Genomic DNA, 14,388 nt, shown 5'->3' on the forward strand with positions numbered 1-14,388 from the left:
ATCGCAAAAAAACTGTCGTGTCATGAGAGGATAAAAGAGTTGCGGAAATGAGGATCGAAGATATTTGTTTAAAATAAAGATTTTTCACCGGATAAACATAGATTCATGAAACATCCTCGATTAAGTTTGCCTCAGATATGGAACATGAGTTTCGGATTTTTAGGAATACAATTCGGATTTGCTTTACAAAATGCAAATGCGAGTCGTATTTTACAAACATTCGGGGCTAATGTAGAACATCTTTCTTGGTTTTGGTTAGCAGCCCCGCTGACCGGAATGATTATACAACCGATTATAGGTTATTATTCTGATCGTACGTGGACTCGATTAGGGAGAAGAAAACCTTACTTTTTAGCCGGAGCAATCCTAACATCTGTAGCTCTTGTTTTCATGCCAAATTCAGGATCTTTATCCGGTCTCATTCCTCCGATGTTTATCGGTGCGGGTATGCTAATGATTATGGATGCTTCTATCAACGTAGCGATGGAACCGTTCAGGGCTTTAGTGGCAGATCTACTGCCTTCTGAACAACGTACACTCGGATTCTCAATTCAGACATTTTTAATAGGTGTCGGAGCTGTCGTTGCGTCATGGTTTCCTTATATTCTTGCAAACTGGTTAGGAATATCAGGAACAGCAGAGGCCGGAAAAGTACCAGATAATGTAATTTTCTCATTTTACATAGGTGCTGCCGTACTGTTAGGAACTGTTCTATGGACAATTTTCCATACACAGGAATATCCTCCGGAAATTCATACCCTATTTAATCATGAAAACACGACGGAAACTGCTGAAAAGAAAGGATTTTTCAATATATTTCAAGACATTATACACATGCCTAAAACAATGGCTCAATTGGGCATAGTACAATTTTTTTCTTGGTTCGGGTTATTTTCTATGTGGGTATATACAACTCCGGCTGTCGCCGACCGCTTTTTTGGAACGACAGACCCGTCAAGTAACGCTTTTCAAGAGGCAGGCAACTGGGTCGGAGTGCTTTTCGGTATTTATAATGCGGTAGCAATGGTTTTTGCATTATTTCTTCCCGTAATAGCAAAATATATAGGAAGACGCGGAACTCACGCTTTGGCTTTGATATGTGGAGGGTTGGGGCTTTTGTCTTTCGAAATATTTACCGATGCACACATGCTTGTCTGGTCAATGATCGGTATCGGTATTGCTTGGTCCAGTATTTTGGCTATGCCTTATGCTATATTGGCCGGAGCCATCCCGGCCTCCAAAATGGGAGTGTATATGGGTATTTTCAATTTCTTCATTACAATTCCTCAAATTATAAACGGGATTTTCAATGGCTTTATCGTCGAACATATTTATAACAGAGAAGCCATATATGCCCTATCGACAGCCGGAATATTTTTACTGATAGCAGCATTGTCTGTTTTTTTCGTAAAAGACAAATCATAAATATCTAAGAATTTACCTGAATTTTCCAATAAGAAAATATTGTCAGATCATTTTACGATTTTACGAAAAACAGTTTTCTCTTTTCTTGAAAAGATACATTTTTATAACTTTGTAACCGAAAAATAAATAAAGAGAAAATAATATGTCAACTATTACAGAAATCAGTAGAAATATCCATTATGTAGGAGTAAATGACCGTACAAAACATTTATTCGAAGGATTATGGCCATTGCCTCTCGGGGTTTCTTATAACTCATACTTGATCGTTGATAAAAGTGTTGTTCTGATCGACACCGTAGATCATTGTTATACTGATCTGTTTTTTGAAAAAATAAAAAACATCTTGGGAGAACGTCCTATAGACTATTTGGTTGTAAATCATATGGAGCCGGATCATTCGGCTTCAATAAACGATCTTTGTCGTGTATATCCGGATATTAAAATTATCGGGAACAGCAAGACAATCGGAATGATTGAAGGATTTTACGGGATTTTCGACAAATTCCACGAAGTAAAAGACGGTGACCGGTTACCTTTAGGTGAAAAAGTACTTACTTTTTACATGACTCCCATGGTACACTGGCCTGAAACCATGATGACTTATTGTGAAGATGATAAAATTCTTTTTTCCGGAGATGCATTCGGATGTTTCGGAACATTGGACGGCGGAATCATAGACTATCAAATGAATACCGAAAAATATTGGGATGAAATGTTCCGGTATTATTCCAATATAGTAGGTAAATACGGAGCTCCAGTACAAAAAGCTCTTGCAAAACTTTCAGGAATAGACATACAGATAATCTGTTCTACTCACGGTCCGATATGGAAAGAAGAAATACAGAAAGTCATAAGTATATATAATAAACTAAGCTTATATGAAGGAGAAGAGGGTGTTGTAATCGCATACGGAAGCATGTACGGTAATACCGAAAAAATGGCAGAAGTTATCGCCAGAGAATTAGCTGCTCAAGGTATTAAAAATATCGTTATGCACAATGTGTCAAAATCGGATATGTCATATATCTTACGTGATATATTTAAATATAAAGGACTAATTATCGGAAGTCCGACATATACCAATGAGTTATTTCCCAATATCGAATCATTGGTTTCAAAATTGGAAAGTCGGGATATGAAAAATCGAGTATTCGGATATTTCGGTTCATTCTCATGGGCCGGAGCTGCAGTGAAACGACTCTCTTCTTTTGCAGAGAGAATGAAATGGGACGTAACCGGAAATCCGGTAGAAATGAAACAAGGTATTACGTCTGAAAAGATAGCCCAATGTCAAGAGTTGGCAAAAGCCATAGCGATGAAATTGAAACAATAAAAAGACAAACGCCTACTCACCTTAAAAATATTTCGAAGTAAAGTTTTTGTACAAAAACTTTACTTCGAAATATTTTTATCATACACTATTTATCTCATACTAAAGATAAAAGCATATTCTATGTCATTCTTTAATCTCTACTAGAAAGAAATTTCCATACTGCCGCACTTAATGCAGCCCCGACAAACGGAGCTATAATAAACAACCATAACTGAGATAAAGCTTTCCCTCCTTCAAATAGCGCTGGACCAATACTACGAACTGGATTTACAGAAGTCCCCGTTATGGGAATACAAACAATATGTACTAAAACCAAAGTTAAGCCAATAGCTAATCCTGCAAAATTTCCCGCACCTTCCTTTTCATCAGTGGAACCAAGCACAACCAAAACAAAAATAAACGTAAATACAGCCTCTGCGATAAAAGCTTGCAACATCATTCCATCTGCAAAACTATTTGCCCCAGTTTCAGTTGGTCCACCATGTGTTCCAGAAAATACAAGAAGATAGAGAATTAATGAGCCTATAACTGCTCCTATAATCTGAAACAACATATACATACCGGCATCTTTTTTATTCATTCTACCTGATAAAAACACACCTAAAGTAATTGCCGGATTTATATGACAACCGGATATCCTACCTATCGTATACGCCATGGCTACAACAGACAAACCAAAGGCTAATGCGACACCAATTGTACCAACTCCTGCACCAACAGTTCCAGATACACTTCCTGCAAAAACTGCACTTCCACATCCCATGAGGACAAGCACCATTGTTCCAAGCATTTCTGCAATGTACTTTTTCATAATCATTCCATTAAAGTTAACAATTAACAAATGTACTAAATATCATTGGAATAACTAAATAAATTCGGCAGATTAGCAATTAACAATTTACAACAATTAACAAAACCATAAAAAACATTTCAAAACATAGACTAAAGAGACAGAATATTCTTCTGCTTGTCCTTAACGAGAAAAATTGGGAATAATAAGTTTCAAGGTACCAATCATAATAAACATAAAATAGCGTTTAATGCATTTGATAAGAATAATGACAAATTTCTGAAATGTACTAACAAAGATTATAACAAATAGATGTTAATGATAAACAAAAGGTTATATAGTGATCAATTTACAATAAAAGATTTACTACAATAAAAACAATTCGGCTTTATAAAAAAACATATCAAAAACCGAACCTCAACCCTATTTGTAAATTGATATTAAAAGGTTTCTCTTTTCGAATTGTCGAGACATCTGTTCCGTCATCAAAATAATATATCGCCCCCGGCTCAGCATAAATTCCGAAATGATCGGTTATATTAAATTGAGCACCAAGCGACGCAAGAACAGACCACTGCAGTTTTTTCACATCCAAATGGTCATCTCCAATAAAAGATAAGTCATTTTGCATTTCATAATGAGTTTTCAATTGAGATTTGACACACTTTTCCACTGCTCCTCCGGCAGATAAATACAAAGAAACTCGCCTCTTTTTTACAAAATACCAACCAGCCTTTAAAGGTATACCTAAATAATGAAGTCTCTGTTCCTGAGAATAGTATATATCATTTCCGGCCTTTAAATCTGAAGATAATAAAGTATATGTCAGCCCGGTCTCTATAGAAAAACTATTTGAAAGATCTTTACGCAATGAAATACCAAACGTAACAGGAAAATGGTGTTTAATATCAGTTGTAGTCTCCAAATTAATATTTTTCAGCATAATCTGTTGATAGGCTGCCGTAATTTTCTGGTCTTCGGACGTCTCGTTCTCTCCAGTCTGTAACATATTCATACTCCGAGGCATTATTCCTGAACGATCAAGATTACTAAACCCATAATGATTCTCTGCAGAAGCAATCATATTATTCCCGACCGAAACGCCTATTGACCAACCTTTGCTTTTCTTAGGCAACTGTCTAATTTCAAAATCTTTGCCAACAGAAGAGCCATTCGTAAAATGTTCTTTTTTTTCTTGTAATGTATTTTTTTGTTCTGACAGGTCTTCAACTTTCTCTTGTGAAGGGGCTTGAATCGTATCGATCAATTGTGCAACAGCTATATTTTCTTCCCCCAAAACATTGTTTCCCGTTTTCTTTTCTACTGTCCTAACATAAATCGGAGCATGTGTGATTATTTTATTACTATCGGTTACAATTGTTTTCCGAAAAGGCTTATCGACCTTATGATGTTCGAAAATACGAGAAGGAGCATCTGCTGTAATGATTCCGTCATTATCAGAAGTATAAGTAAGAAAATACAAACCGACCGATATAAATAGCAAAATAACTGCCGCCACAGCAATTCTGGGGAAACGATGCCGTTGCCTACTATTAAAAGACAATTCCTCGTCTAATCTTTCCCAAACGTCAGAAGGCGGCAATTCAACATATCCTTCCATCCGTTTGCGGAATCTTATAGTCCACTTATCATCTTTTTGTTTCATACGCTCGCTTTCGTTAAATACATTTTTATTCTCTTCGCCAATATAGCTCTAGCCCGGAAAAGCTGTGAAGAGGAGCTTTTTTCATTGATTCCCAATAAAGCAGCTATTTCTTTATGAGATTTTTCTTCGAAAGTATATAAATTGAACACCGTCCGATATCCGGACGGCAATTCCGATACAAATTTCATCAGTACAGTCTGAGGAATCTTCTCCAAATCCTCATCTTCGCTCTCTGGATCAATAATATCCGGGACTTCATTTAAAGTCAATACACGATTTATCTCCCCATCCTTACGGATATACTCTAATGCCGTATTGACCATTATACGACTCAGCCAAGCTTTTAAAGAACCTTCTCCTCTATAATCGAACTTGTCGAAAGATGTAAATATCCGGAGGAAACCATCATGCAAAATGTCTTTAGCAGCCTCCCTGTTTCCGGAATAACGAATACAAAGAGCAAACAAAGCACCTGCATACAACTCATACAATTGTTTTTGTGCAGATTTATCTTTTTGCTTACAATGCTCAACCAGTTCTTCCTCCCTCATTCTTGTTTTTAAATCACACTTTAATTTATAAATGCAGAAAATGTAAAAATACTGCACCGGATAAAAGAGAAAATATCTTTTTAACTCTTTAACATTTTTCGATGCAGTATTTCCTCCAAATTACCATTTACATTACAAAAGAAATAAACTGAATAAAAAAACAATAAATTAAAAAAGGAATGACTTATGAAAAAAAAATCGATTTTTCTGACAGGTTTAATAATGCTGCTCTCATCGGTTATTCTGCAATCTTGTAAAGATGATGACGATGATGTCTATTACTACAACTCGTATGCATATGCTATCGGAGACATGGTTGTAAAAGAAGGTGAATCTCCCTATCTGCAATTGGACAGTAAAAAGACCATGTTACCCTCCAATACTTCGATACCCTCTTTTTTCTTAGAAGACGGGCGACGCGTAATCATCAATTTTTCTCTATTACAAGAAAATTATATGGGATATGATTATTATGTCGCTATTAACGATATAGACACTGTTCTGGTTAAAAATATCATCCCCATTACACCAGAAACCGCCGACAGTATCGGCAACGATCCTGTAAATATCATCGATATGTGGACGAGCGATGAATACTTAACCATACAATTTGAAATGCAAGGTGCAGGAGAGAAAAAACACATGGTAAACGTTGTGCGAGATTTTTCTCTTTCGAACAATCCCGACAAAGATAATTACATGCAACTGGAATTCCGTCATAACATGGAAGACGATCCGAAAATAGACAGAAGATTGTGGGGGGTTGCCTCGTTCAGGCTGAAAGATTTAGCTCCTCAGGAAAGCAACTTGTCGGGCCTAAAAATAAAAGTCAATACATTCGGAGGAGAGAAAACGTACAATCTCAAATATGACAAAGAGAAAAGTCTGAATACAAACTCAGAGAAAATTCAAGAAAACAGCTCATTCATACATATCAAGTAGAATCTTTAACCTTAACTATGGGAAAAGCCGGTTATTTTGATTAACAACCGGCTTTTCTTTTATAAATTCTAAAAAAACACCTAAATCAACAATAGTTGATAGTCTGCAACATCCAGCCACCGGCCGAATTTCAATCCCACCTGCTCAAAAAAAGAAACCTGCTTAAACCCAAGTTTCAAATGTAAAGAATCACTAACTTCATTACCCGATGTAATACAGGCAATCAACGCATGATAGCCACTTTTCCGACATTCTTCAATCAATTTTCGCATCAGTGCCTTCCCGATACCTTTTCCCACATAATCGGGAGATACATAAACTGTAGTTTCAAGCGTATATTTATATGCAGCCCGTTGTTTCCACGGATGAGCATAACAATATCCTACGACTCTATCGTCTATCTCATAAACCCAATAAGGAAAATTCTTAAAAATTTCGATTATACGAGAACGCATTTCTCCCTCTTTTAAAGGTTTTGTCTCAAAAGTAGCTACACTATGTATGACATATTCATTATAAATATCTGCAATAGTCTTACTGTCCCGAAGTTCTACCCGTCTAATCATAACTATTATAAATCATTTAGTACAAATACATTTTACAATTCTTTGATAAGAGTAATAAATATATCAATTCTTTAAAAAGTATACCGTAAATAATAGATTAAATTGTCATAAATAGATTTCGTGTTGCATATTTGACATTATTCATAAACATTCCTATATTTGCAAAAATGTTAAGTCTGTTTAAATTTCACACAGTTAATAAAAGATATAGCGTACTATGCGCCATACAGAAAAAAGGGAACAGGCAGAAATATGATAATAGGTAAATCATAAATTCAATGAAATTCGGTCACAAAAATATTAATTATTAAAATTTAGTATTATGATTAAAAAAATTTTGAGTATAGTATTAGTGTTCTCTATGTTGAATTTAAGTCTTTTGGCAGCCGCACCTCTTGACAGAGGCACTATGCTTATGGTAAGACTGCTTTCTACTGTAAAAAGCAATTCAAAAGAGACTATTTCAGTAATAGTGGATAATGATGTGAAAGGAAAGAACGGCGAAATTTTAATAAAAAGAGGAACACCTGTCCAGACTTCCATAAAACAAGAAAAAGCAAGAGGCTGTGGTCGAGGAGGATTCGTAGAATTAAAATACATATCTACGACTTCTGTCGATGGGCAAACAATATTACTAAATGGAAGTTCAAGTGAAACCGGAAATAGTAAAAAAGGTTTAGCAATCGGCTTAGGTGTAGGCTTAAACTTTACATTTTTACCTATAATCGGGCTTGCCTTTTTATCTATAAAAGGAGAGTCTGCAACTATCGAAGCCGGAACAATTTCTAATGTATTCGTCATGAACGATTACAACATTGAAAATTAGGATTAAGATATAAGTAAATAATTATTTTAGAATTCATAGATAACAAAAAGGCTTACGGTATGTAAGCCTTTTATTACCAAGATCTTCAATTACTCAAAATCTAATAACCATCGAATCATTCATGCCTCTAAAAACCTAAATAATACTATCATCTCTTTATTCCAAATTTTCCAAACACAAAATTTAGTCAAACTCCGATTCGAAAATACCGACAAAATATTTATCTTCGTAAAACCATGAAAAAGAAAGTAAACCTTTGGCTCACATTTTTGATTTGCCTATTTTGTACCGATTTATACGCCAAGCATAAAGTCTATGACATGACCCAATTCGGAATCTTTCCAGACACTCAAACTGAAACGTCGTCTCTCATGCAAAATCTGTTAACGGATTAATTTTTAAGAATAATAAAATCCTGAAAAATACAGAATACGAACCTTATCATTGGAATAAGAAAACTATTTTACTCGAACGTGTAACCAATGCTACGATAAAAGAATAAATCAAAAGAATGGGATATAAAAGAGTAGAGTGTTTAAAAGCATTAAACACTCTACTAAAAACGAATACAAAGTCTGTTTGCAAATTAAAAAATATCATTTCGTACTTTATTCAGCAATCGATTTCCGAAGTTTCGAATTTAACTCATCGGTTTTCTGCTGAAGTTTTTCTTGAGCTTCAGTCAAATTATCAATCGCTTTATTTACAGATTTCTCGATTCTACGTGAAGCTTTCGATATATTTCTATCAATAGACCGACGTCCTTCACGAACTTTTCTTTTCAAATTACACCGGGCATTCTGATTACAAGATAAATACAACGTCACTCCTACCGTTGCAGCTACAGCTGCTAATAAAACAATCTTTTTCATCTTCTCTACGATTTTAGTTTCAAACTCTTTATATAAAGAAACAAACCAAGAACTCATTACGTTTAATACTTTTCGGTAATATATCCTAAAATCACAAAATAAAATGATGAAAAAATTTTGTTTTTACAAGTAAGAGCCTGTTTAAATTTTGTTCGTGCCAAATTTGAGGATTCCTTTCTAAGGATGTTTTTCCTTCCTCGAGAAGGACCATAATAGCAAAAAGTACGAATAAAAAAAATGGTTGTCATCCCGACAACCAATCTTCTATTAACCTTAAATTTAATACCATGAAAAAATATGGTACAAATGTAAGAGTATTTCTATACTTAGACAAGGGGAAAGGGTTATATTTAAAGTTATTTTTACATACACATTCTTTATTAACAAATAATAATCCATATCATATCTAAATATATTGTCTGAAAGATTCATTAACTCTTTTTTTAGATAAAATTATCCGCCGCTTCTTTATTTTATCGAACAAACCTCCTGACTTCCCCGTTTATAGAAAAATAGAAATCTATAACGAAAAAGGTATATGTTCAGGTATTTTATATCATGTAGTATATTACTTCTCATCTCATCACCGATCCTCTTCGGACAAAATCAAGAGATAAGTCTCAGCTTTGAAGAGTCTATACAACTACTTGACAAAGGTAATCAGAGCCTTCAAATCGCAGATAAAGAAATTGAATGGGCAAGAAGCGAACACCAGCGTCTGAATGCTTTCTGGTATCCGGCAATCAATGCAACAGGGGCATACGTACACATGGCAAATAAAATAGAAGTGAAAGAATCACTGAACCAATTTACCGATCCGGCAAAAGATTTTATTCATTCTATTATTCCGGATGACCAGATTATATCTTCTATCTTAGACAAAATAGGAAGTTATTCTCTCAGTTTTCCCCTTGCTCCACAAGATCTGACAACTATCGACGCCAATATTACATGGCCTATCTTTACCGGTGGAAAACGTATTTATGCCGGAAAAATAGGAAAAGCAATGGTTTCTATCGCTGAAGTGAATAAAGAACAGATCAGCGCTAATACTCGTATAGCTCTTGTCGAAAGTTATTTCGGAGTACGATTAGGACAAAAAGTCGTCGAGGTAAGAGAGCAGACATTTCAATCTTTGAAAAAACATTATCAGAATGCATTAAAACTTGAAGCAAACGGAATGATAAATAAAGCTGAGAGATTGTTTGTACAAGTAAATATGGATGAAGCTAAACGAGAATTAGAATCTGCAAAGAAAGATTTAGATGTCGCCCAAAACGCACTAAAGACATTGATCAAAATGGAAACGGATGGTAATATTCGTCCTATCTCTCCCCTTTTCATCAATGATTCTCTACCGACAATTCTCTATTTCAAAAGTTTGATAGAAAGTAATAACTATCTTATAAACCAAATGCGACTACAAGAAAACATCGCTAACAATGAATTGAAAATCGGACGTACGGGTTACATTCCAAATATCGCCTTATTCGGTAAACAAACTCTATATGCACACGGTATCGAAAAGAACCTACTTCCCCGCAGCATGATCGGCATAGGATTTTCATGGAACATTTTCGACGGGTTGGATAGAGAGAAAAAAATCAGACAAGCCAAAATCACCAAACAAACATTGGCATTGGGAAAGGATAAAGCTATTGATGACTTAAATGTAGTTCTGGAAAAATTTTACAGCCAGATACAAAATGCGTTGAATAATGTTTCGGCTCTAAACACGACTATAGAAATGAGTAAGGAATTAGTTCGCATACGTAAAAAATCTTTTACAGAAGGTATGGCTACCTCAACAGAAGTAATAGATGCCGAAGTAATGTTGTCAAAAGTACAAATAGCCTCTTTACTTGCTTATTATCAATATGACGTTGCCTTGATAAATTTATTATCGGCATGTGGTATTCCCGACACATTTTACCAATATAGCAAAAAGGGAAAAAACGAACCTTTTCTATGACCTATTCTTAAGATATTAATTATACATAACTATGGACAGAACAAAAAAATATCTGATAACGGCTTTTATATCTGTTTTAATAATCGTTGCAATCATCTCTATTTTAGGAATGATCTTACTGAAAGATAAGCCAACAATCTTGCAAGGACAAATAGAGGCTACCGAAATACGTATATCCGGGAAATTACCGGGACGGATCGATACATTCTTAGTCAAAGAAGGTCAAAACGTCTCTGCCGGTGACACTTTGGTAATTATCAATAGCCCTGAAGCTCGAGCAAAATATGAACAGGTAAATGCATTGGAAAACGTCGCGAAATATCAGAACCAAAAAATTGATGAAGGTACTCGCAGCCAAATTATCGAAACGATGTTCCAAATATGGAGCAAGGCTAAATCGGATCTGCAATTGGCAAAAACGACTTATGACCGTATTCTAACATTATATAAAGACAGTGTCGTAACTTCACAAAGAAAAGATGAAGTCGAGGCGATCTATAAGGCTGCGATAGCTAATGAAAAAGCTGCATACCAGCAATATTTGATGGCTTTGGACGGGGCTCAAAAACAAGATAAAGAAAGTGCCCGGTCATTGGTCAACGCAGCAAAAGGAACAGTCAATGAAGTCGAGGCTCTATTGCAGGATGCCAAACTTACAGCTCCCGAATCGGGACAAATAGCCTCTATCTATCCCAAACGTGGTGAATTAGTCGGTGCAGGTACGACTATCATGAGTCTTGTAGTACTGGACGACGCCCATGTTGTACTGAATGTAAGAGAAGATTTCCTTCCTTACTTCAAGATAGGAAAAACATTCAAAGGCAATGTTCCCGCTTTGAATAAGAAAGAAATAATATTTAAAACAAATTATATCAGTCCCTTGGGTAGTTATGCAACATGGAGATCTACTAAGCAGACCGGAAGTTATGATCTGAGAACCTTCGAATTGCATGCCCTGCCCACTTCTCCGGTCGAGGATTTGCGCCCAGGTATGTCGGTATTGGTAAACCTTAATGAACAATAGAATGAGTACCCGTTCTGAAAAAGGATCTTTTTTCTCTGTATTCGAAAGGGAAATAGCACGTATGACATCTCGGAGATTATATTTCGGAGTATGTATCGTATTGCCTCTATTTTGCGTCTTTTTTATGGCAACGATATTCGGATCGGGACAAATGGAAAACCTCCCTATCGGAATCGTCGATTTGGATCAAACAGCGACTTCAAGAAACATTTCCAGAACAATCGAAACAGTACCAACCTTTAACGTAATCGCTCATTACACTGACGATATTTCTGCACGGACAGCAACTCAACAAAAAAAAATTTACGGATATTTAGTTATTCCTGAAAATTTTGAAGAGAATGTTCTTTCGGGTAAAACCACAACACTCTCCTATTACTACCACTATGCTCTGTTAAGCGTAGGTAGTGAAATACAAGGAGCTTTTGAAACCGTACTGCAACCGTTAGCTATAACGCCCATTATAAATGAAGCAACAGCGTTAGGAATCAGTGAAAATCAAATCGAAGACTTTCTTGTTCCAGTCAATGAACAAGGCCACCCTCTTTACAATCCCGATCTGGATTATTCGGTATATCTAAGTAATCCCTTTTTCTTTATTCTATTTCAAGTTATCATTCTGTTAGTAACCGTATATACAATAGGAAGCGAGATTAAATTCCGTACGGCAGACGAATGGTTAAAATGCGCCGATATGAATATATTTACAGCCATAACCGGGAAATTATTACCCTACACCATCCTGTTTATCATTATAGGAATATTTTCTAATTATATCATGTTCGGTGTTATGCAAATTCCTTTTTCTTGCGGATTCACCCCCTTGAACCTAACAACAATATTATTTGTCATAGCTACTCAAGCTTTAGCTGTATTTTTATTCTCCCTATTCCCGGCAATCAGTATTATCATCAGTATCGTATCTATGGTCGGATCATTAGGTGCAACTCTGTCGGGCGTGACATTCCCTGCTCCATTTATGTTTCCGGCAGTATATTACGCTTCATTTTTATTCCCCGTCCGCCATTTTGTAGAGATCAATCAAAACTTGTTGTACGGAGACTATGGATTTGCCTATACATGGCAGAACATAAGCGCTCTATTTTTATTCATCTTGCCGGCTATCCTTATATTACCGCATCTGAAAAAAGCTATATTAAGTCATAAATATGAGAATATCAAATAAAATATCATCTTGGTTTAAAGACATCGCAACAATAATAATGCGAGAATTCAAAACAATCGGCACAAGCTATGCCATATTACTCGTGCTGATGGGAGGAATTTTCGTATATGGGCTTCTCTATAATTATATGTATGAACCGAATTTGATCAGAGATGCTCCTATTGCAGTCGTAGATCAATCTCATAGCGCTTTGAGTCGAGAATACACCCGTCTGATCGATGCCGCACCTCAAGTAAAAGTATATTGTAACGGAGACGATTTTCCAGAAGCTAAAGAGCTAATGAAAAAGAATGAGGTTATCGGCATTATATACATTCCCGAAGATTTCGAAACAAGAGTAAATCGTGGAGATGAATCGATATTCGTCATGTATGGGACAACCAACGCATTTCTCTATTATCTGGCGATGCAAGAATCTTCGGCAGGAGCTATGCTGGAATTAAATAAAAAATATCGCCCTGAAATGCTTGTCTTTCTACCTCAACAAGACACTCAACAAATAACACAATCCAAAGCAATAACTGTCGTAGGAACAGCCCTGTATAACCACACAGAGGGATACGGGAGTTATTTAATTCCGGCAGTTCTGATGGTTATAATCTTTCAGACCTTATTAATGGTAATCGGAATGATCAGCGGTGATGAAAAAGACTCCGGATCTATTTCGCAACTTCCGGGCAAAGGATTTTCTTTTGGCAGAATGTCCAGAATTATCATTAGTAAAACTTTTGTCTATTGTTTCCTATATGCCTTTTTCTCCCTGTTTTTATTAGGATTAATGCCCGTAGTATTCAGTTTACCGAATATAGGGAATAAATATGAAATAGTTATGTTGATGATTCCGTATCTGCTTGCCACCAGCTTTTTCGGATTAGCAGCTTCGGTATTTTACACCGATTCGGAGACTCCGTTGTTAATGATCGCATTTTTTTCGGTCGGGCTCATCTTCTTGTCCGGAGTATCCTACCCGTTAGAACTCATGCCATGGTACTGGAAAGCATCTCATTTTATTTTCCCGGCAGCTCCGGGCACATTAGCTTTTGTAAAAATAAATTCAATGGGTGCAACCATTGCCGACATACGACAAGAATATATCACTTTATGGATACAATGTGCCGTATATTTCATTTTGGCCTGTTTAGCTTATAGGCACAATATAATGGCATCTGCAAAAAGAACAGGAAAAAATCATAATATCCGACCAATAAATATACTAAAATAAAAACAGACCGGAA

At 35.9% G+C, this 14,388-nt stretch carries 14 protein-coding genes; 9 read left to right on the forward strand and 5 right to left on the reverse strand.

The genetic code is table 11. The features are described 5' to 3' along the window. Positions 1-105: 105 nt before the first annotated feature. Both AC0UMU_RS10640 and AC0UMU_RS10645 read left to right on the forward strand, forming a co-directional pair. Positions 106-1,425 (forward strand): MFS transporter, encoded by a 1,320-nt coding sequence (locus AC0UMU_RS10640; RefSeq protein ID WP_278714030.1) that lies wholly within the window; start codon positions 106-108, stop codon positions 1,423-1,425. A gap of 142 nt (positions 1,426-1,567) precedes the next feature. Next, entirely contained in the window at positions 1,568-2,758 is a 1,191-nt protein-coding gene (locus AC0UMU_RS10645) for an FprA family A-type flavoprotein (protein ID WP_278714028.1), read from the forward strand. 130 nt (positions 2,759-2,888) lie between these two features. On the opposite strand, the gene AC0UMU_RS10650 is transcribed toward AC0UMU_RS10645, so the two are convergent. The 3 genes from AC0UMU_RS10650 to AC0UMU_RS10660 form a co-directional block, all read right to left on the reverse strand. After that, positions 2,889-3,569 (reverse strand): MIP family channel protein, encoded by a 681-nt coding sequence (locus AC0UMU_RS10650; RefSeq protein ID WP_278714026.1) that lies wholly within the window; start codon positions 3,567-3,569, stop codon positions 2,889-2,891. Positions 3,570-3,951: 382 nt separating this feature from the next. Next, on the reverse strand, positions 3,952-5,214 hold the full coding sequence (locus AC0UMU_RS10655; protein WP_009316872.1) for a porin family protein: 1,263 nt from the start codon (positions 5,212-5,214) through the stop codon (positions 3,952-3,954). Next, positions 5,211-5,765 (reverse strand): RNA polymerase sigma factor, encoded by a 555-nt coding sequence (locus tag AC0UMU_RS10660; protein WP_278714023.1) that lies wholly within the window; start codon positions 5,763-5,765, stop codon positions 5,211-5,213. The genes AC0UMU_RS10655 and AC0UMU_RS10660 overlap by 4 nt, the downstream gene beginning before the upstream one ends. A 186-nt stretch (positions 5,766-5,951) precedes the next feature. Between AC0UMU_RS10660 and AC0UMU_RS10665 the strand changes: the two genes are divergently transcribed. Beyond that, a complete protein-coding gene (locus AC0UMU_RS10665; protein ID WP_009316870.1) occupies positions 5,952-6,707 on the forward strand; it encodes a NigD1/NigD2 family lipoprotein in 756 nt (251 codons plus the stop codon). An 80-nt stretch (positions 6,708-6,787) separates the two neighbouring features. On the opposite strand, the gene AC0UMU_RS10670 is transcribed toward AC0UMU_RS10665, so the two are convergent. Next, on the reverse strand, positions 6,788-7,273 hold the full coding sequence (locus tag AC0UMU_RS10670; RefSeq protein WP_122303541.1) for a GNAT family N-acetyltransferase: 486 nt from the start codon (positions 7,271-7,273) through the stop codon (positions 6,788-6,790). A 322-nt stretch (positions 7,274-7,595) separates the two neighbouring features. Between AC0UMU_RS10670 and AC0UMU_RS10675 the strand changes: the two genes are divergently transcribed. Together AC0UMU_RS10675 and AC0UMU_RS10680 are read left to right on the forward strand one after the other, a co-directional pair. Beyond that, the gene (locus AC0UMU_RS10675; RefSeq protein ID WP_278585525.1) at positions 7,596-8,099 is read left to right on the forward strand and encodes a hypothetical protein; all 504 of its coding nucleotides are present in this window, start codon (positions 7,596-7,598) and stop codon (positions 8,097-8,099) included. Between the two features lie 236 nt (positions 8,100-8,335). Beyond that, positions 8,336-8,494: a hypothetical protein gene (locus AC0UMU_RS10680; protein ID WP_278714020.1), complete on the forward strand. Its 159-nt coding sequence runs from the start codon at positions 8,336-8,338 to the stop codon at positions 8,492-8,494. A gap of 213 nt (positions 8,495-8,707) precedes the next feature. Here the strand turns inward: AC0UMU_RS10680 and AC0UMU_RS10685 are convergent, their stop codons facing one another. Continuing rightward, positions 8,708-8,971, reverse strand: coding sequence for a hypothetical protein (locus tag AC0UMU_RS10685; RefSeq protein ID WP_147404854.1), 264 nt, complete (start codon positions 8,969-8,971; stop codon positions 8,708-8,710). A gap of 538 nt (positions 8,972-9,509) precedes the next feature. Between AC0UMU_RS10685 and AC0UMU_RS10690 the strand changes: the two genes are divergently transcribed. The 4 genes from AC0UMU_RS10690 to AC0UMU_RS10705 are packed head-to-tail and all read left to right on the forward strand — an operon-like array spanning position 9,510 to position 14,375. Then, on the forward strand, positions 9,510-10,943 hold the full coding sequence (locus AC0UMU_RS10690; RefSeq protein ID WP_270214388.1) for a TolC family protein: 1,434 nt from the start codon (positions 9,510-9,512) through the stop codon (positions 10,941-10,943). Positions 10,944-10,974: 31 nt separating this feature from the next. Beyond that, on the forward strand, positions 10,975-11,967 hold the full coding sequence (locus AC0UMU_RS10695; protein ID WP_270214389.1) for an HlyD family secretion protein: 993 nt from the start codon (positions 10,975-10,977) through the stop codon (positions 11,965-11,967). A 1-nt stretch (position 11,968) separates the two neighbouring features. Then, entirely contained in the window at positions 11,969-13,153 is a 1,185-nt protein-coding gene (locus tag AC0UMU_RS10700) for an ABC transporter permease (RefSeq protein WP_022389727.1), read from the forward strand. Beyond that, on the forward strand, positions 13,137-14,375 hold the full coding sequence (locus AC0UMU_RS10705; RefSeq protein ID WP_270214390.1) for an ABC transporter permease: 1,239 nt from the start codon (positions 13,137-13,139) through the stop codon (positions 14,373-14,375). The genes AC0UMU_RS10700 and AC0UMU_RS10705 overlap by 17 nt, the downstream gene beginning before the upstream one ends. Positions 14,376-14,388: the final 13 nt, after the last annotated feature.

It is taken from the genome of Coprobacter fastidiosus (genome assembly GCF_982245605.1).

Coding starts and splice junctions, on each gene's coding strand:
- AC0UMU_RS10660 (WP_278714023.1), bottom strand. CDS start 5,765: ATGAGGGAGGAAGAACTGGTTGAGCATTGTAAGCAAAAAGATAAATCT.
- AC0UMU_RS10640 (WP_278714030.1), top strand. CDS start 106: ATGAAACATCCTCGATTAAGTTTGCCTCAGATATGGAACATGAGTTTC.
- AC0UMU_RS10665 (WP_009316870.1), top strand. CDS start 5,952: ATGAAAAAAAAATCGATTTTTCTGACAGGTTTAATAATGCTGCTCTCA.
- AC0UMU_RS10695 (WP_270214389.1), top strand. CDS start 10,975: ATGGACAGAACAAAAAAATATCTGATAACGGCTTTTATATCTGTTTTA.
- AC0UMU_RS10675 (WP_278585525.1), top strand. CDS start 7,596: ATGATTAAAAAAATTTTGAGTATAGTATTAGTGTTCTCTATGTTGAAT.
- AC0UMU_RS10705 (WP_270214390.1), top strand. CDS start 13,137: ATGAGAATATCAAATAAAATATCATCTTGGTTTAAAGACATCGCAACA.
- AC0UMU_RS10690 (WP_270214388.1), top strand. CDS start 9,510: ATGTTCAGGTATTTTATATCATGTAGTATATTACTTCTCATCTCATCA.
- AC0UMU_RS10670 (WP_122303541.1), bottom strand. CDS start 7,273: ATGATTAGACGGGTAGAACTTCGGGACAGTAAGACTATTGCAGATATT.
- AC0UMU_RS10680 (WP_278714020.1), top strand. CDS start 8,336: ATGAAAAAGAAAGTAAACCTTTGGCTCACATTTTTGATTTGCCTATTT.
- AC0UMU_RS10655 (WP_009316872.1), bottom strand. CDS start 5,214: ATGAAACAAAAAGATGATAAGTGGACTATAAGATTCCGCAAACGGATG.
- AC0UMU_RS10650 (WP_278714026.1), bottom strand. CDS start 3,569: ATGAAAAAGTACATTGCAGAAATGCTTGGAACAATGGTGCTTGTCCTC.
- AC0UMU_RS10700 (WP_022389727.1), top strand. CDS start 11,969: ATGAGTACCCGTTCTGAAAAAGGATCTTTTTTCTCTGTATTCGAAAGG.
- AC0UMU_RS10645 (WP_278714028.1), top strand. CDS start 1,568: ATGTCAACTATTACAGAAATCAGTAGAAATATCCATTATGTAGGAGTA.
- AC0UMU_RS10685 (WP_147404854.1), bottom strand. CDS start 8,971: ATGAAAAAGATTGTTTTATTAGCAGCTGTAGCTGCAACGGTAGGAGTG.